The sequence below is a fragment of the Flavobacterium aestuarii genome (assembly GCF_040049115.1).
GTDB classification, from domain to species: Bacteria; Bacteroidota; Bacteroidia; order Flavobacteriales; family Flavobacteriaceae; genus Flavobacterium; species Flavobacterium aestuarii.
In genome coordinates this window covers 1-20,755 of the sequence record NZ_JBDLZZ010000024.1, presented here as the reverse complement: position 1 = coordinate 20,755, position 20,755 = coordinate 1, and the positions used below count along the sequence as shown (strand labels likewise).

General features: G+C 33.8%; 10 protein-coding genes. All 10 read left to right on the top strand.

All coding sequences use genetic code 11. From position 1 onward, the window contains the following. Positions 1 to 323: 323 nt before the first annotated feature. The 10 genes from ABEG11_RS17825 (at position 324) to ABEG11_RS17780 (ending at position 20,699) form a co-directional block, all read left to right on the top strand. Complete coding sequence (locus ABEG11_RS17825) at positions 324 to 3,047, top strand: hybrid sensor histidine kinase/response regulator transcription factor (RefSeq protein ID WP_348825540.1); 2,724 nt, start codon at positions 324 to 326, stop codon at positions 3,045 to 3,047. Positions 3,048 to 3,238: 191 nt separating this feature from the next. Next, on the top strand, positions 3,239 to 5,773 hold the full coding sequence (locus ABEG11_RS17820) for a glycoside hydrolase family 32 protein (RefSeq protein WP_348825539.1): 2,535 nt from the start codon (positions 3,239 to 3,241) through the stop codon (positions 5,771 to 5,773). Positions 5,774 to 6,605: 832 nt separating this feature from the next. Further along, a complete protein-coding gene (locus ABEG11_RS17815) occupies positions 6,606 to 7,925 on the top strand; it encodes a sugar porter family MFS transporter (RefSeq protein WP_348825561.1) in 1,320 nt (439 codons plus the stop codon). A 5-nt stretch (positions 7,926 to 7,930) separates the two neighbouring features. Next, positions 7,931 to 9,532 (top strand): glycoside hydrolase family 32 protein, encoded by a 1,602-nt coding sequence (locus ABEG11_RS17810; RefSeq protein ID WP_348825538.1) that lies wholly within the window; start codon positions 7,931 to 7,933, stop codon positions 9,530 to 9,532. 76 nt (positions 9,533 to 9,608) lie between these two features. Continuing rightward, entirely contained in the window at positions 9,609 to 12,668 is a 3,060-nt protein-coding gene (locus tag ABEG11_RS17805) for a SusC/RagA family TonB-linked outer membrane protein (protein ID WP_348825537.1), read from the top strand. A gap of 11 nt (positions 12,669 to 12,679) precedes the next feature. Further along, positions 12,680 to 14,383, top strand: coding sequence for a RagB/SusD family nutrient uptake outer membrane protein (locus ABEG11_RS17800; protein WP_348825536.1), 1,704 nt, complete (start codon positions 12,680 to 12,682; stop codon positions 14,381 to 14,383). A 35-nt stretch (positions 14,384 to 14,418) separates the two neighbouring features. After that, the gene (locus ABEG11_RS17795) at positions 14,419 to 16,248 is read left to right on the top strand and encodes an SGBP N-terminal domain-containing protein (protein WP_348825535.1); all 1,830 of its coding nucleotides are present in this window, start codon (positions 14,419 to 14,421) and stop codon (positions 16,246 to 16,248) included. A gap of 114 nt (positions 16,249 to 16,362) precedes the next feature. Continuing rightward, on the top strand, positions 16,363 to 17,508 hold the full coding sequence (locus ABEG11_RS17790) for a DUF4960 domain-containing protein (RefSeq protein WP_348825534.1): 1,146 nt from the start codon (positions 16,363 to 16,365) through the stop codon (positions 17,506 to 17,508). Between the two features lie 106 nt (positions 17,509 to 17,614). Beyond that, a complete protein-coding gene (locus ABEG11_RS17785; protein WP_348825533.1) occupies positions 17,615 to 18,535 on the top strand; it encodes a carbohydrate kinase family protein in 921 nt (306 codons plus the stop codon). Between the two features lie 562 nt (positions 18,536 to 19,097). Further along, on the top strand, positions 19,098 to 20,699 hold the full coding sequence (locus ABEG11_RS17780) for a LamG-like jellyroll fold domain-containing protein (protein WP_348825532.1): 1,602 nt from the start codon (positions 19,098 to 19,100) through the stop codon (positions 20,697 to 20,699). The last annotated feature ends 56 nt before the right edge of the window (positions 20,700 to 20,755 follow it).

The window sequence follows — 20,755 nt, the reverse complement described above, 5'->3', positions numbered from 1 at the left end:
TAGATATTATTGCTCTTGTTCTGTAAATAATATATTTTGAACAGATACTAGATCTTCATTGATTATTATATGAATTAGAAACTCTATTCGACAATTAAAGAAAACCATATAAGATTCTTATATTTTATTCTAAAAACAATTACTTTTGCTTAACTTTTCGATTTAGTTTATTAAATCATCTATTTTAGAAAATTTTCACAATAGTATTTGCTATTTTTTATTAAGCAGAAATTTTCAATTTTTTTTTCACGAGCGTAAATTTTACTTAGAAATATTGAATTTTAAAAAAACTCAATATTGATTATATAGATACCACAAATTGTATGTCAAAAAATATATATATTCTATTTGTTTTAATTTTATTATTTTCCTGTAACTCAAAGGAAGATAATCAGAAAAGAATTATCATCGGATTTTCGCAAAGTATTTCCGAGGCTGACAGCTGGAGGAAATCTATGGATAATACTATGATGGTTGAAGCTTCTCTTCATCCTGAAATAGACTTAACTATTTGCAATGCAGACGGCAGTACCAAAAAACAGATTGCTGATATTGAAAAAATGATTGAAAACCATTTGGATGTTTTGATAGTAGCGCCCTACGGATCTGACTCAATAGTGCCAGTAATCGAAAAAGCAAATGCAAAAGGCATTCCCGTAATTATAGTTGACAGAAAAGTTAATACTGAAAATTATACTTCTTATTTAGGTGCCGATAATGTTGAGGTAGGTCATATTGCAGGAAAGTATATTGTTTCTAAGTCTAATGCGCATGGAACTATTCTTGAAATTAAGGCGACGACCGCGATTTCTCCAAGTGTGGAGAGAAGTTTAGGATTTAAACAGATTATTGACCAATATCCTAATATAAAAAAGATAAGTATAACTGCTCCGGATTTGGCATCGATAAATAAGAATCTTAGCAAGGTCTTAGACAGTATGCCAAAAATAGATTATGTTTTTGCGTTTAATGATATTATTGCCCTTCAAGCTTGGGAAGTAGCAAAGCAAAAAGGAAGGGAAAAAAATATAAAATTTATTGGAATTGATGGATTAAATGATCCCAATGGCGGAATACAAGCTGTTAAAGACGGTAAACTTTCTGCAACTATATTGTACCCAACGGGTGGAAGTGAAGCCATAAAGCTTGCCATAAAACTTGCTAATAAGGAAATGGTTTCTAAAAATAATACTCTCAATACCATCTTGATTGACTCCTTGAATGCAGATATAATGAGTAATCAATTTGACAGAATAAATCTTCAGCAATCGGATATTAAATTACAGCAAAATAAAATTAAAGAACAGGAAGAAAAATATTCTACTCAAAGAAATCTTTTGATCGTTATTATTTTCTTTAGTTTATTAATCTTAGGACTTGCTGTTTTCAGCGTTTATTCTGTTATAAAATTACGCAGTAAAAAGAAGGAATTAGAAAAAACAAACATTCAAATTGTAAATCAAAAAGATGAAATCGAATTGTATGCAGATAAATTAAAAATCAGTAATGAAGCCAAAATTAATTTTTTTACTGGACTGTCTCATGAATTCAAAACTCCTTTGACATTGATTTTAAGTTCTATTGAATCCTTGCATGATGAGTTTAAAAATAAGAATAGCGGTGTAAAAAAAGATTTGGATTTAATGTATAATAATTCAAAAAGATTGCTTCGTTTAATCAATCAATTACTCGATTTTAGAAAAGGAGAAAACCAGAATTTTGATTTAAAAGCAACCAAAACTAATCTATGGAGTTTTTCCAAAAAAATAGTAAAAGAATTTGAAAGAGAGGCTTTAAGAAGAAATATAAAATTTGATTTTTCTACAAATAATAAAGGCTTAGAGGTGTATATAGATCAAAATTTAATAGACAAAGTATATTATAATCTCTTGTCGAACAGTTTTAAGTTTACACCTGATAATGGTAAAATTGATGTATCTATTATTGAAGAGAAGGAAAATGGTATTGTGAAAATTCATTTTAAAGATTCTGGAATCGGAATACCAGAAAAAGATTTAGCCAATGTTTTTATACCATTCTTTAAAGGGTCTAATAATTATAAAAATGGATCTGGTATTGGATTGAATTTGTCCAAAAGCTTTATGGATCTGCATCATGGTTCGATTGAAGCTAAATCCAATAAAGGGATGCATTTTACTTTAACTTTAAAATTGGGAAGTGATCATTTTAACACAGAGGAAATAATTGAAAATTCGAATGATCAAAATTTTGAGAATGATTATGAATATAATTATCTAGATAAAACGTTGAATGAACCAAGTTCTCCTTTGTTTGATGAAAATAAGCAAAGCATCCTAATCATAGAAGACAATGTAGAAGTTTTAGATTTTATTTCATCAAAACTGAGTGAAAGTTATAATGTTTTTGAATGTAATGGAATAGATTCAGTTGAACTCGTATTAGCAACTATTCCAGATGTTGTCATATGTGATTTAAATTTACCAGAAAAAAATGGTTTTGAAATTTGTGAAATCATAAAATCAAATTTTCTTACCTCTCATATCCCCACTATTATATTAACAGCTTCGGATGATTATGAAACTAATATTAAAGCTTTGGAAGCTGGAGCAGATTTGTTTTTAACTAAACCTTTTAATTTACAAGTATTACGTCAGGCAATAAAAGGCTTGTTATTTAATAGAGAAAAACTAAGATATTTCTATACTAATGCAAAAGTGGAAACTGAGGTAAAAGGTTTTGACTTGATTGAGAAAAAATTTATAGCTAAAATTAATCAGTTTATTGATGAAAATATCGATGATTCGTCATTCTCTGTCGAAGACCTTGCAGCATTACTAAATATATCCAGAGTTCAACTGTATCGAAAAGTAAAAGCAGTATTAGGTATTGGTATAGGTGACTATATTAATAATTATAGATTGGAAAAAGCAAAAGTAATGTTGAAAACCACTTCTTTAAATATTTCAGAAATTGCTTATTCCTGTGGTTTTGCTTCTCCTAATTATTTTTCTACTTCTTTTAAAAGCAAATATTCGATTTCTCCTAAGGATTATAGAAATATTTAGTAATATGTTATGTTACATTTTTATAATAAACCTATTTGTACTGTTTTTTATTTGAATAAGGATGTCTTTTTTTATGTTGTTAAGTGTTTGTTTTATAGTGTTTTGAGTTTTTATTTTAATAAAATTTTCAATGTAACATAATCTAACTATAACGTTATATTGCTTTTGTAGTTTTATTGAAAATAATAAAAATGAAAAAGTATATAATTGTATTTCTTGCCTGCTTGGCAATTTTAAGCTGTAAGACTAAAAAAGATCCTGCACCTGATATTCCAGATCCCACACCAGTTCCAAACTCGGCAACAGAAATCCTTTCATTTAAGTTTAATGAAAATTCTGGACAATCACTGGAAGAGGGTAAAACCAAATCAAGTTTTACTATAAATGGACCCTTAAATTCTGCAGAAAGAATTTCTGGGATAGAAGGCAATGCTCTGAGAGTAAATGGATATTACGGCTGGGCAACAGGTAATGTTAAAGTCACCTATCCCACAAGTCAGGTATGTATTACTGGATGGGTTGCTCCTGCTGCATTTCCTGTTCAAAGAAAAGACTTAGATCCAATTACTGAAAACACTATAGCCGCTATTTTTTCAAATGTGAATACAACTAATAGTTCTGGAGCTGCTTTAGGTATAAATCATCATGGTAGAGTTATTGGGCAATTTAAAGCAGGTACTAATGTTATTCAAATTCTTTCGGACAAGGAAATTGAGCTTAAAAAATGGAATTTTCTAGCATTGAATATAAATGCTAGCCAAGGAAAAGCTTCTATGTTTCATAATGGTGTCCTAATAAAAGAGATTACGTTTGCAGCAGGTACTCTTGCCTGGGATAATAATGCAACTGTCTATATTGGAAAAGAGTCAAAAAGTAAAACCGTAGCAGGATTCGATACCAATGGATTAACAGGAGCTATAGATAGAGTTTCTGTTTGGAATAAAAATTTAACAAGTACCGAAATTTTAGCACAATTTAGTGCTATCACTCCTTCGGAACCAAATTTGAAAATACCTGCTGAGCGATTTGCAAATGATATTCATAGGCCGAAATACCACTTAATGCCATCAGCTGCTTGGTCTAATGAAACTCATGGCTTGATCTATATTGATAATAAATATCACATTTTCAGTCAAAGGAATTTTAATGGTCCTTATTTAGAGCATATAAATTGGGGGCATTATGTGAGTGATGATCTTGTTAGCTGGAATGAAAAGACGCAAGTACTATGGCCACAGCCTGGCTTTGATGAAGTTGGAATCTGGTCCGGTCATGCAGTTGTGAAAAATGGCGAACCTTTTATTTTCTATACAGGAGTCAATAAATCTAGAGCAGGTATTGGGCTTGCCACTTCAGCTGCTCCATACGATGTTTGGAAAAAGAATGGTAATCCAATTATTGCTAATGCTCCAACGTCATTTGCTAATGCAGATTTTAGGGATCCATTTGTATTTCAAAATAACTCAGAATGGTACATGATGATAGGTACAGGACTTAGAAATGGTACACCGCGAGGTGGATTGTTTTTGTATAAATCCACGGGAGGCGATTTTACACAATGGTCACTTCAGGGAACTATGCTCGAAGGGAATCCTTCTGTTGATGGAACCGGGGAGTTTTGGGAAATGCCAGTGTATTATAACTTTGGTTCCAAATCAATTGTACTGATTAACAAACTTCCTAATGCGAATGCTTTATACTGGTCTGGTAATTTTAACGGTTCTCAATTTATAAAAGATAATGCAGTTCCAGAACGGCTTGATGTTATTAATCAGTTACTGTCGCCATCTATCGGTCAGGATGCCAGCGGGAATTTGACAGCAATTGGAATTATTCCTGACGGCGTTTCCTCTGCCAAACAGAAAGCGCAGGGCTGGGCGCATGTTTTCAGTCTGCCAAGAGTCTGGACGCTTGTTAATGGCAAAATAAAACAAGTGCCACATCCTAATCTACTGAAGTTAAGAGGCGGTGTTACTAATTTTTCCAATGTCAATTTTAGTCAGTCAACGACGAATGTTTTGAATGGAGCCTCAGGATCACAATATGAAATTGTAGCATCTATTGATCCTGGAACAGCCACCAAAGTTGGTTTTTCACTTAATAAAAATACAGGTACAGGAGAACAGACATTAATTTATTATGATTATTCAGCAAACAGTTTTGTTGTAGACAGAAGTAAATCATCTATACTGTCTGGTGTTCCTCTTTCTAACCAATCTACAAACTATGTTTTACCTGCTGGTAATGTAAATTGGAGAATTTTTGTTGATGCTTCTGTAATTGAGGTCTTTGTAAATAACGAACTGGCTTTTGCAACACGTTCGTTTCCGTCTACAGGTAATAATCTGATAGATTTGTATGCTCAGGGAGGTACTGCTAAGGCTGTTGACTTGAAAATTTATAATGTAAGCGGAGGTGGAGTTGCATCTGCTTCAAAAATTTCAAAAGACAAAAAGGAAACAATGCATCCAACTGTATATCCGAATCCGTCTAATGCAGATTTCAATATTAGATTTAATAAAAATGAAGATGCGGTAGTATATGCGTACGTTTTTGATACTAATGGCTACCCTTTGAAAAAAATTGAATCAGTACTAAATTCAGAAAATCAAGTAATTAAATGGGATGGGCGTATGGAAAATGGTGAGAAAGCTGCAGAAGGTGTATATATCATAAAAGGTTTCTATAATGAAGAATTGTTTGACACTAAATTAATTGTAAATTAAAGTTATAAATAAGAAGAATTGAGAAATGATTTAGACTGGATATAATAGAAATGTTTGAAAAATTTTCAACAAAAACGAAAAGGGCAATCCATTTGGATTGCCCTTTTATCGTTTATATCAAACAATGTCTAATGTAAATAGAATGGATTTTTCTTTAGTCATATGGTTTTTTTGCTAATAAAACGAATTATTATTTGTGTTCAAACGATTAAAAAAATCACATTGTTAGAATATGTTATTTACCTAGTAGAACACCTGTATCAAGAATCAGAGACTTAGTTTCAAAATCATTTATATCGTCCAGACTATATTCCAGACTAAAAAAAGTAAGTACAAGAATAATGAGATGCAGATTTGTACCATTTTTATTTAATCAAAGATCCTGCATTAATTATGTTATCTAACTGTAAATAATCAAAATCAGCTCACTAATAAATTATTTATAATGTGATCAAATTTTTTAATGTTTTGTTAATACTTGTGGAATGATGGATTTTTTTATGCACTATAAGGTGGCGTATATGTATTATTTTTTTTAAATCAACAAAAAAAGAATGATATAAAAATCATATTGGTAATTAAAGTATTAAATAAATATTGAATACTGATTTATATAAAAAATGAGATGCAGCAAGAATATAATTTTATGTAACAAAATTGTAATAAATAGATGTTTTAAGAAATAAAATTAAATCGTAATAACATGTTAATCAATTGGTTATGTATTTTGTTTTTATTTCAAACGTTATAGTAACATTTTAGAAAGCTTAATTTTATGTTAATATATAGTTTTGAAATAGTAAAAATAATGAAGCATTAAAAATATATAATGATGAATAAAAAAATAATGGGTTGGTCAATCATTGCGTCATTCGCAGGATTTTTGTTTGGGTTTGATACCGTAGTTATTTCTGGAGCAGATAAAACACTGCAGTTACTATGGCATTCTACTGATGTTTTTCACGGTTCGGTAGTAATGGCTATGGCTTTATGGGGTACGGTTATTGGAGCCATTTTTGGAGGTATTCCAACAAATCAATTAGGCCGCAAAAAAACTTTGCTAATTATAGGATTGCTTTTTGCTGTTTCTGCACTAGGTACAGCATTAGCTAATAACCCGTGGATCTTCGCTATTTTCAGATTTGTTGGCGGTTTAGGAATTGGTGCTTCAACAATTGCTGCGCCGGGTTATATCTCCGAGATTGCTCCTGCTAAAGACAGAGGCCGTTTAGTAGGTTTTTACCAATTCAATATTGTACTTGGAATTCTTTGCGCTTTTTTATCTAATTATTTACTGAATGATATCGGAGAAAACTCATGGAGATGGATGCTGGGCATTCAGGTTTTTCCTTCATTGATTTATTCGATTTTGGTCTTTAATATTCCGGAAAGCCCAAGGTGGCTATTGTCTGAATCCAAAATAGATGAAGCTAAAAAAGTGCTGCAGAAAGTTTTTTCCAAAGATGAAATTGATCAATTTATTGAAGAGGTAAATAGTGACAATATTGCAACTCCAAGTTATGAGAATATTTTCATGAAGAAATACAGAGTTCCTCTACTGTTAGCTTTTTTGATGGCATCATTTAATCAGCTGTCAGGTATAAACGCATTTTTATATTATGCGCCAAGGATTTTTGGAGAAGCTGGATTGGGAGCTGATGTTGCTCTTTTAAGCAGCATTGGTATTGGGTTCATAAATTTGATTTTTACAATGGTCGGAGTCTTTTTGATAGATAGGTTAGGGCGTAAAATTTTAATGTATATTGGATCTATAGGCTATATCACTTCGTTAAGTCTTGTTTCCATGGCATTCTTTTTTCATTGGACAGGAATGTTTGTACCGGTATTTTTATTCTTATTTATAGCATCTCATGCTATTGGTCAAGGTGCAGTAATCTGGGTGTTTATATCTGAAATTTTTCCAAATCATTTAAGGTCATCAGGACAGGCATTCGGGAGTACAACACACTGGGTTTTGGCGGCTATCATTCCTTCCTTGATTCCTTTTCTATTTAGTACAATCGGGGCAGGAACTGTCTTCTTATTTTTTGCAGTAATGATGGTTTTTCAGCTTGTATTTGTATTTGTAATGATGCCGGAAACCAAGGGAATTTCTTTAGAACAGCTTAGTAAAATATTAATTAAAAAATAATTAGAATGAACAGTACATTAATTAGAGGAATTTTTAAAAGCATATTTTTCATTCTATTCTTGATTGTAATGAATAGTTGTAATAGTACTGCTCAAACAAGTACTAAAAAAACAGCATCAAATGAAGATTTATATAGGCCAAATTTACATTTTACTCCCAAAAAAGGATGGATGAATGACCCCAACGGCATGTTTTTTTATAAAGGTCTTTATCATTTGTATTTTCAGCATTATCCTGATAAAAATCTATGGGGGCCTATGCATTGGGGACATGCCACAAGCAGGGATATGATAACATGGAAAGAACAGAAAATTGCACTTTATCCTGACGAGAAAGGATATATTTTTTCAGGTAGCTCAGTTGTTGACGTGAATAACACTTCAGGTTTTGGAAGTCTAAAAAATCCGCCTATTGTAGCAATTTTTACCTATCATGATCCTGTTAAAGAAAAAGCAGGAGCTATAGATTATCAATCCCAGGCTATTGCTTATTCGCTGGATGAAGGGATGACATGGACAAAATATAAAGGAAATCCAGTAATAAAAAATCCAGGGATTAAAGATTTTAGGGATCCAAAAATGATGTGGGATACAGTTCACAATCAATGGATAATGATTCTGGCTGCCGATGTGGAAACCAAAATATACCGTTCTTCAAATTTAATTGATTGGGAATTGGCTTCAGCATTTGGAAAGAATTTAGGAGTACATGGAGCACCTTGGGAATGTCCAGACTTTTTTCCTATAAAAGCTGAAGGAACAGACGAAACAAAATGGGTGCTTTTGCAAAGTATTAATCCCGGCGGTCCAAATGGAGGATCTGCAACACAATATTTTGTTGGTGACTTTGACGGAAAAACGTTCACGTTAGCTGATTCATTTGCAAAAGATTTAAACATTGTCGATGCATTATGGGTTGACTATGGCAAGGATAATTATGCTGGAGTTACCTGGTCCAATGTTCCAGAAGCGGACGGGCGTAAATTATTTATAGGCTGGATGTCAAATTGGGAATATGCCATGAAGGTGCCAACTGAAAATTGGAGAAGCAGTACAACTATTCCAAGAGAGCTGAAACTTATAAATACAGATGGTCATTATAGAATTGTTTCTTTTCCTGTAAAAGAATTGGATAAATATATTTCTAAGACAATTAAAAAGGATCATCTTACTATTGATAAGACAACTGTGATAGCTGATAAATCTACTGCGGATATCTCAAAATTAGATATTCATTTTACAATGAAAGGTTTAAAGGAAGATAAGTATGATTTTATTTTATCAAATAAGGAAAACAATGCGGTGCATTTTGGAATCAGCAAAAAAGACAAATGCTTTTATATTGATAGAAGTAATGCAAGCCAAAAAACATTTTCAGATGATTTTGCAAAGAAAATTTCAAAAGCTCCGATTACTTCAGATTTTGATTCAATTGAAGTGAGGATAATTATTGATAAGACTTCAATTGAAGTATTTTATAATAATGGAAAAACAGTTATGACTGAGATTTTTTTCTCAGATAATCCGATGGAGTCCTTCTCAATAGCAAAGGCAGACTCCGCTTTTGAACTTAAAAATATAATCATAAACCAATTAAACATTAAATAAATGCAGCTATACTAAACTAAAACTAAAACCAAATAACCAAAAACAAATTTAAACCATGATTAATAAAATGAAAAACATGAAAAAGAGTATAACAATATGCTTGCTTTTTTTTGTATCTCTGATTTCCGCCCAGCAGATTCAAATAAAGGGAGTTGTTAAAGGAGAAGATGGTCTGGGGCTTCCAGGTGCTAATATAAATTTAAAGGGGAGTAATACTGCTGCTTCTTCGGATTTTGATGGAAAGTTTAAAATAAATGCCAAGATTGGGGATGAATTAATAGTGACATTTATTGGATACAAATCAAGGTCTGTAAAAGTAGATGATATTGATAAAACATATAATATTGTATTAGTAGATGAGAACAATACTCTTAAAGAGGTAGTTATTGTTACAGGATATACATTAGAGAAAAAATCTGAAATATCAGGTTCAGTTTCGATAGTGAAAATGGGTGAAATTACAAAACAGCCCACCCCTAATCTATTAACAGCTCTTCAAGGCAGGGTTGCTGGATTGCAAATAAATTCTGGAGGAACACCTGGAGGAAGTGATACGCAGATTGTTATTAGAGGATTAACCACAGTAAACAGTGGTTCTGCACCTCTTTGGGTAATAGATGGGGTTCAAACCACTAATTCTTCGGGATTAAATCCAGATGAGATAGAGTCTATACAGGTTTTGAAAGACGGGGCTTCAGCAGCTATATATGGAACTTCAGCAGCTAATGGGGTAATTGTTGTTACGACTAGGAAAGGGAAAAAAGGAGTTTCTGAATTTACTTTTAAAACAGAAACAATAATAAACAAATTAAGAGATAAAATTAGTTTACTAAATGCTCAGCAATGGGCAGATGTCACTTATCAGGCGCAGCTTGGTGCAGGAATTACCACACCAACGCATCCTGTTTTAATAAATAATGGTTCAGGCTTTACTATACCGCAATATTTAGACCCTAATGCGGTGCAGACAGCTTCAGATACGAATTGGGTGAATGAAATTGTTGGCGATTCGTATTCTTCAAATACCGATTTTGGTTATCGAAAAGGAACTGATAAATTGAGTTTGTATACCCAAGTAAGTTATTCAGAAGACAATGGAATTCAAAGGTATACTAATTATAAAAGACTTAATGCCAGGCTAAATACTTCGTATAAGTTTTTCGGCGACAGATTAACGATTGGTGAGAACTTTTTATATTCAAAAATTGATGAAGTGAAGGCCAATGAATTTGAAAATGCAATTCTTCAAAATCCGCTGATTCCTGTTTATACTAATTTAGGTGATTATGCTGCGCCTATGTCTGGAGGACTGCAGGATAAACCTAATCCATTAGCCAACTTATGGAGTAATAGAAATAATATTCAAAAAATTAATCGTTTTCTTGGAAATGTATATGGCAATTTTAAAATACTGGACGGCTTAGTTTTCAATAGCATATTGAATTTTGATTATAATACATTCAATTTTAATACAGCAACAGAAGCATTCTCTGTAAATGGTTCTATACCTTCTGTTTTTCAGAATATTGCTACTGATGACGTAGATAATAAAAACAGTGCTACCATTTTTACAAATACATTGGAGTATAACAAAAGTTTTGGAAGAAGTAGAATTTCATTGTTAGGAGGAATTGAAAATACAGCCAGAGAAGAGGAATTTCACAATAATTTGATAAGAGGTGTTGACATAACTGATCCTTCGGGATATGTCGTAAGAGACGATGCTGAATTTCAAACCATTGAAGATAAGATTCAATCTTATAAAATATCGCAATTTGGATCTGCAAAATATGTTTTTGATGATAAATACGTATTGTATGGTTCCTTAAGAAGAGACGGTTCTTCCCGTTTTGGACCCAATAACAGATATGGAATTTTCCCCGCAGCATCAGCAGCCTGGAATGCCAGTAATGAGAAATTTTTAAAAGACAATAAAACGCTGTCCAATTTGAAATTGCGTTTCTCTTGGGGGATTAATGGAAATGATTTAATTGGAGATTATTTATACCTGTCCAGTTTTGTAAACAATACTTCTGGAGGTGTTATTGAAAATTCAGATTATGACATTGATGGTGACGGTATCGGCTCTTCGGGTGGTGTTGTACAAAAGAGACAAGCTAACCCAGACATAAAATGGGAAACCACGACCCAATATGATGCTGGATTTGATATTGGTTTTTTTGATAACAGATTACAGTTAAACACTGATTTTTATATAAAAACGACTGATAATTTAATTCTTACTCCTATCGCCCTGGCTGTGGCTGGAGAATCAACCCCTCCTACAATTAATGCTGGTTCTGTAAGTAACAAAGGAGTTGAAACGGTGCTGAGTTATAAAAGCGCACCAGCTAATGATTTTACGTATGGAATTGATTTGAATTTTTCTAAATATGAGAATAATGTAGAAAGTCTTGATTCGGATTCGAATTTTTTACTCAATGGTGTTTCGATTACGCAAAAAGGCGCTCCAATTGCCTCTTTTTACGGTTTGATTGCTGATGGAATTTTTAGAACTCCTGAAGAGGTGGCAGTTCATGCTGATCAGCCTGGCAAAGCTCTTGGAAGAATCAGATACCGAGATGTTAATAAAGATGGTGTTATTAACCAAAGTGACAGAACTATAATTGGAAATCCGCACCCTGATTTTACGTATGGTATTAATTTAAACGCTGCTTACAAAGGATTTGATGCTAGCTTGTTTTTTGATGGTAAACAAGGAAATGATATCTACAATGCCCAGCGTCAGCTAGGTGACTTTACCTATTTTGGATTTAATTATGGCACTAATACACTGGATGCCTGGACACCAAGTAACGCTAATTCAAATATCCCTGCCTTATCTACTTTGAACAGCAATAACGAACTGCAGCCTTCCAGTTATTTTGTAGAAGACGGATCTTATTTCAGGTTAAAGACTATAACTCTGGGGTATTCCCTGAATAAGGATTTAGTGAATAAGCTTGGAATGGGCAGCCTTCGATTCTATTTTGTGGGACAAAATTTATTCTCTTATACTTCTTTCACTGGATTTGATTATGAAGTACCTGGACTGAGTGCTGGCGGTATTGGTGTTGCAGGATATGGGGTTCCTCATTACAAGTCTTTGGCTTTTGGTATTAATGCTAAATTTTAATTAAACAAATTATGAAAATAAAACTTAAAATAGTGTTTGCATGCGTGTTAGGATTACAAATGACATCATGTGTGACTGACAGCGATTTAGATGTAACTGAATATAATGTTCTTTCCGAAACAAACGTTGATCCTGATCAATTTGTAATTGCGGCATACAGCGCTTTGGATTATCGCTACAATACGGGACAGACTAGAGACAACTGGCCTTTTGACCATGCGCCATCAAACTGGGTGACTTGTGATATTCGCTGCGGAGATGCTTACAAAGGAGGTGGAGGGACTGGTGATAATCCTGGCGGTGGTATGCATCAGTTAGAAACTCAGAATTTATTTCCTTCGAGCGAGAATGTATATAATCTGTGGCGTGCTATCTACTTTGGTATTAAAAGAGCAAATACAGGATTGAAAGCGTTAAACGCAGTCGATGCAGCCCAATTTCCGAATAAAGAGGTGAGAATTGGAGAACTAAAAGTATTAAGAGCTCACTTTTATTTTGAGGCAGTAAAGAATTTCGGTTCTATAGTGTGGATTGACGAAAATACTCCAGCGGGCGATATAAATAAAATTCCAAATTCATTTGATTTCAATTTTATGTGGTCAAAGATTGAAGGAGATTTAAATGATGCTATTTCAAAATTACCAGATACTCAGACTGAGTCTGGCAGGATTAATAAAGTAACTGCTTATGCTTTTTTATGTAAAGCACAAATTTTTCAAAAGAAATGGGGTGATGCAATTGTAAGCGCGAATTATGTAATCAATTCGGGTAAGTACAGCTTAGTTCCAAATATTGAAAAATTATATTCAGAGCCGGGGTATGGAAATTTAGAAAATGTTTTTGCAGTGCAGTATTCTATAAACGATGGTTCAAGTCTAGGTAACCTTAATTTTGGAAATTTATTGAATGCGCCTGACAGCCCAGGAGATGATGTCAATAATCCATATCTAAATGGCGATGATTTTAATAAACCTTCTCAAAATTTAGTGAATGCCTACAAAGTGGGTGAAGACGGTTTGCCATTATTTGATTCTTTTAATAACTCGAATATTACTCCAGCAGATTTAGTTGACCCAAGACTTGATCATGCTATAGGAAGACCTGGCATTACATGGAAAGACTGGGCTGCAAGACCACAACAGGAAAACTGGAGCAGAGATGCTTCTACCTATGGTTATTTTGAAGGGAAAAAAAATGTTATTTCTCCAAACTCAAGCGGTTTAGCATCAAACCCTACTGGTTTTCCATGGGCACTTGGTAATTTAGATTTTCCTATAATTAAGTACAGTGATGTTTTACTATGGAAAGCTGAAGCATCTATTGAAAACGGAAATATAGCAGAGGGTATTTCATTAATTAATATGATTAGAACTAGGGCTAAAAATTCTCCTTATGTAAAAGATTTTGCTAATCCATCGATAAATGCTGCCAATTATTTGATAAATACCTATCCTTCAAATTTATCTAAAGATCAAGCTACAAAAGCTTTAAGAATGGAAAGAAGATTAGAATTGGCAAATGAAGGACATACGTACTACGATCTAGTTAGATGGGGTATTGCTGAACAATATGTTAATAATTATATCGAAACCGAAAAGACCAGACGTAGTTATTTACAAGGAGCTTCTTTACAGCCACACGAATTATATCTTCCTATTCCTCAAGTCGAAATAGACGCAAGTTCAGGTGTTTATAAGCAGAGAGCTGGCTATTAATAAAAATAACTAACCAAAACCAAATTTTTAATATTATGAAAACAATAAAGAAACAGCTTTCGTTTTTTAAAATAGCAGCAGTATTTTTTGCAATAGCTATTACTCTATTTGCCTGCAGCAAAGATGACAACTTTAATGATAATGTTCCAGATTACACGGAATCTATTATCCAGTCTTTCAAAGTTGGCAATAAATATGCCGATATTAATCATACTATTGGGACTATTACTATGACACTGCCATCAGGCAGCGATTTGAAACATGTAGCTGTAGAAATAAAAATTCCAGATTCGGCGACAATTCTGCCAGCATCTGGAACTACTCTAGACTTCAGTGCGGGGCCTATAACATTTGAAGTGAAATCAACAAATGGTGCACATAGAACGTATACCGTTAGTATTGCTGCTTATGGAGATCCTAAAATGCTATCCTTTGCGATTGGAGATAAAAATGGAGTTATTGATGAAGTAAAAGGAACCATCGAAGTAGAAATTGGAAGTCAAGACGGAAACTTAAGCAGTCTGGCTCCATCATTTGTAATTGCCGAGGGAACAACTGTTGATTTTGCTTCTGGTGTTGCCAGAGATTTTACATCACCGAAAGCCTATACTATTTTATCAAATAATGGCTATACTGCCAAACAATATTCAGTTACTGTTAAACAGACAAAAGCACCTTCAATAGAATCTTTTGAAATAAATGGTACTGCAGGTATTATTGATAATGCTGCAGGTTCAATTGTAGTGATCTTGCCTGCGGGAACGAACTTAGCTAGTTTGTCTCCAGTAATTACTTTGCCTGCTGAACAAACTGTAAGCCCAAGTTCTGGAGTTAATCAAGATTTCTCTAATGGAGCTGTACAATATACTGTTACCAATAAAGAAAATTTAACTAAAGTGTATAGCGTGACTGTTCAATCAATTGCTGCTACTAAATATGCTTTTTTAGGACTTGATGACAATATTAGTTCATTAAAAGATGACGATGCAAAAGCAGCTGCTACTTGGATGCAGGCTGCCTATGGCGCTGACTTTAAATACATTAAAATTGATAACATTTCAGCTCAAAATATTGGAGATGTAAAAGTAGCAATGCTGTATTATTTAACACCAAAAGAAGATTTAGGCTTTTCTGCAACAGCAACGGATGTGTCTACAATGCTGCCTGCTGCTTTAAGAGCAGGAAGTTCTCAGGCACAGGTTCTTAAATCATGGGTAAAAGGCGGCGGAGATATGCTTATCGCCGGTGATTCAACTCCTTTTATATTTTCACTGGGAAGAGTTCCTGCAAATTTTGGTGCTGCGAGAGCTCCAGGGAATTATGTGTATTCTGAGTTTGGCTGTGCCGGTTCCAATGGATGTTATGATACAGGGAAACCAGCCGATGATATTTGGGGATTAGGAATGAGAGATGCCAATAACTCGGGTAACAGAAGAGGTCATGCGATTTTCAAAAATTTAACTTTTGAAAATGGAGAGTATCTTCCATTACAAAATAGTGCCAATAGAGAAGTGAGATTAATCTGGTGGCAGCATTTTGATGGTATTTTGAATCCAAGCTGCTGTGGTTCTGATGCTGCTGCACAATTTGAAAAAACAATGACAGCAGTTAAATTTGGTACATTAAGACATATTGGGGATGCATTTGGTTATGGTGCTGTAGAATTTAAAAGAACTGACTTAACAAATGATGCCGCTTTTGATTCTCAGATTCCAACTGACTTCAAAGGACATATATTTGTTATTTCAAATACAATTGTAGGTTATGAATGGAATTCAAATGGATCTACAAATGCCTATCAAAATAACATAGAAGTGTTTACCAAAAACATCTTGGATTATTTGTATGGACTTGATAACAATTAATAAATCTATTAATTTTTTTTAAAAAAATGGATGAAGTAAAACATATCATAGCGGGTTATAATAAATCTGTTATGATATGTTGACTTAAAAACAATTAAAATTAAATTTTTACAAATGAAAAATAAAACATCAATCTTTAAATATGTTTTGCTGCTGGCAATTGCAGTAATAACATATTCTTGTGAAGAGCGTCTCAATTATGATGATGAGCTTCCAACTACACTTAATATTATTCAATCAATCAAAATAGGCGAAACAGAAGCGGCTATTGATGATTTATCGGGTATAGTAAATTTTGTTTTGCCTTCTGATACGAATTTATCGGCTGTTGAATTAAATATAGAAAGTGCAGATGGAGTTGCCATATCTCCAGCTTCAGGTACAATAGTCGATTTAACAAGCCCTATTTCAGTTACCGCAACATCAGGAGGCAAAACAAGAAAATATATTATTAATGCCCGTCTGCTTCCAAGCCAGATTGCATTTGTAAACGGTGCCGCTTCAATAGATTTAATAGAAGATGATGATGTTAAGGCAGCAGCGCAATGGACAAAAGATACTTACGGCGGTAAATTTGTTTATATCCCATTTTCAGATCTTACAATTGATGCTTTAAAATCGGTGAATGTTGTTTTCTTTTACCATGACGCTGTAGGAACATCAGCTCTGCCTCAGGAAAGTTTAGATAAAAAAAGTGTATTAATCCAGTATGTTGTTGAAGGTGGAAAAATGCTTTTAGGCGGTATGGCAACTAGTTATGCAGCCGTATTGGGCAGAGATAAAAGCGGTCTTTTAACGCTTAAGGGTAATGGCGCTGGTGGACCCAATCCGGATACTTGGGGTATAGACGGAGGAGTAAATTTTCAAAGTGATCAAAGAAATCATCCTATTTATAATTTCACACAAGTTATTTCGACTGATGGCAATGGTTATTTTCCGGTTATTAATGCTGGGTATAAAGAGGATCATAATAATTTATGGGATTTAGGTCCGTTATTAGCTCCTGGCAGCCAGCTAGGCCAGTTTGCTGAATTTCAAAGACTGTATGGAGGAAAAGTTTTAGCGACTTGGAGCGGTGTTGCTGATGAAGCAGTTGCAGGAATTGTTGAATTCACGCCAAATTCTGTGTATGCAGGAACTATCATTGGTATTGGAATAGGGGGTATGGAATGGGCTATGAATGATGGCAGAATAAATACATACGAGTCTAATATCAAGGGAATTTATCGCAATTCAATTGATTATCTAGGCACTAAATAAATGTTATGCAGAATATAAATGAGGTTAAGTTTATATTAGTTAATTAATTAAGTAATTTTAGGGTAAGACTAAGCTCTTGCCCTTTAATTTATTAAAATAATAAAAAATGATTAAATTATTAAAAGTGAAAGCAGTAACATTTGGAGAAGTATTATGGGATGTTTTTCCAACTCACAAGAAAATAGGAGGAGCGCCATTAAATGTTGCTCTTAGAATGAAATCGTTCGGGGCAGAATCAATGATTATCAGTAAAGTTGGTTCTGATGCTGATGGTGAAGAAATTGTTTCTTTTTTATCTGAAAAAGGATTAGACACTAATGTACTTCAGATTAGCCAAGAGTATAAAACAGGCGTTGTCAATGTGATGATTAATGAAAAAGGAAATGCTTCCTACGATATTTTATACCCTTCTGCATGGGATAAAATAAGATTGAATGATGATATTAAGAAAAAAGTTTCTGATGCTGATGTTTTTATTTTCGGAAGTTTAATCTGCAGGGATGAGGAATCCAGATCAACTTTAAATACGTTACTGGACTACGCAAAATATAAGGTTTTTGATGCTAACTTGAGAGCCCCATATTATACAGCGGATGTATTGACTGAACTTATGATGAAAGCCGATTTTATTAAGCTTAACGATGAAGAATTATTTGAAATAAGCAGGAAAATGGACTCGCCGTATAACTCTTTTGAGCAGAATATTAAATTTATTGCTGACAGGACAAATACTAAACAAGTATGTGTAACAAAAGGTGCATTTGGAGCCGTTTTGTACTATGATGAGAAGTTTTACTATAACAGCGGGTATTTTATTAAAGTTGTTGATACTGTTGGTGCGGGGGATTCCTTCTTAGCTTCATTAATACTAAGACTTCTTAAAGGGAAATCACCTCAAAAATCATTGAATTATGCATGCGCTGTAGGAGCTTTAGTGGCAGGAGAGGAAGGAGCAAATCCAAAGATTTCTGAAAAAGTAATTAGTGATTATATGAAAATTGAGAAAAAAATTAAAAAAACAGATTAAATAATCTATATAATAAATTATGCTTTTTTTAATCAGATTTTAGCATATAGTTAAAGTTTGCTCCATTTATTTTTAGGTTAATGAATTATATGTATGTTTTAACTTCTGGCTGCTTTTTTAATTTGACAGGCAGGAGTGAAAACTTGGTGTTTATTATATCCAATTAAACGTATCATTTCATTAACATTGTTTTCCAGCCCTATTTACGGCTGGAAAGGAACACTGGTTCCATTTTCTCTTTTATTTTTATCAGACAACAGGCAGCAATAGGTGCCTTGATGTCTGAGGTTTCCTGAACCAATTCATGGTGTCAGGACAAGCTCTCGGAAGTTTAGTATGTTAGATTATTACTGAGCTGTTCTATCCTTGGTTCCACTTTCTTTTTTCGATTTAAGCCATATATATTATGCTTTTGCATGAATATCGGCTTTTCAATTACTCTTTGTGCTGTTTCTGATATAAGAGACACTAAGAAGTAGTATTTTATGATATGGAGCAAAATTTAAAATTCATTAAATAATTTCAACTAACCATCAAACTAACCAATTAACTAATGATGAAAATGAAACCACTAGATGCAAATCATAGGTATGCATCCCTTTGTTTTTTTTTGGCAGCAAAAGCTCAGAAGAAGAACCAAAAAACAACAACTGATGTGAATAAAAACAAGCTCTCAGGAGCCAGTGATCTTACTAAACGAATAAAAAATGGAACCAATTCTGCATTATTATGGGGACTATTAGTTTTTATAAACTACACGTATTCACAGCAACCAGTACTTCATCTCAATTATAATGAAGCCTCTGGAATAAGTTCAATAAAGAATGTTATAGACAATACTTCGTTTCAAATAAGCAATACATTCAATAAACCTGAAAGAGTTCCTGGGATTTATGGTAACGCCCTGCGGACAGACGGGTTTTCTACATGGGTCTCAGGTGATTTCTCAGCAGCTCTTCAAGGACAGGTTACCATCGAAACATGGATTTCGTTAGAGTCCTACCCATCCGATGATGAGGTACCCTATAACGGCTTAACACCATCGGCAATCGTTTCGCAGAGAAAAGATGGAAAAGGCTTTTCAATGGGGATAAATACTTTTGGAGAGTGGTGGTTTGAGGTAAATCTATCCGGTCAGATTTATAAAGTGAAATCACCGGCTAACTTTCCATTATACCAGTGGGTTCATGCGGCAGCGGTCATCGATGCTCCAAACGGCACTTTAAAATTAGTGCTAAACGGAAATGTGGCAACGTCAACGACTATTCCCACTAATTCGATATTTACTAAAGCTGATTCACCTTTATTAATAGGTAAAAGCGAAGTTAATAAGACGATGGGGATTTTTTTAATAAATTGTCTGAATGCGGCCATTGATGAAACAAAAATTTATGCAAGAGCAAAACCAGTTTCTGAATTATTGTCTGATTATTCTAGTGGAATTGCAGCAGCAGCAACTACTGGAGAGCAGGCAATTGCTGTGCCTGAGAGCAGATTTGAAAACGATCGTTTAAGACCTGTTTTTCATGCGATGCCTCCAGCAAACTGGACAAATGAACCACACGGGCTTGTAAAGTACAACAATATGTATCATATGTTTTATCAAAGGACTCCAAACGGACCTTTTAAAACGGAAATGCACTGGGGACATATGACAAGCAGTGATCTGGTTCATTGGGAGAATAAAAAAGATGCCCTGTGGCCAACTTTGGATGGCGGTTCTACTAACGGTACTGATATGAAGGGAATATGGTCTGGTGATGTAATTGTAAAGGATAATGTAGCGCATGCTCTTTACACCAGCGTAAATCATGGGAGTATGTACAATCCAGGAATTTCATTGGCCACAAGCGGGGATTCGGGGCTGGAGAACTGGACAAAGAAAGGACCGGTTATTAACAGACAATTTGTTAATGATTTTAGAGATCCTTACCTATGGAAAGATGCTAATACAGGTAACTATAATATGATTATTGGCGCGGCAGTCGGTACTGGAGGAGGACTTGATTTTTACAGTTCATCAGATTTGGTGACATGGAATCACAAGGATCAGTTTTCTACTGTAAGTTTCGGACAGATGGATATTGGTTCGGTAATATGGGAGATGCCTGTTTTTGAATCTCTTGGAAATGGCAAATATTTATTAATTAATTCAAGTTGCTAGTTAATTGATTTGTTTAATTGTAATCCAAATACAAACAATGTAAGCTTTATTAGAAA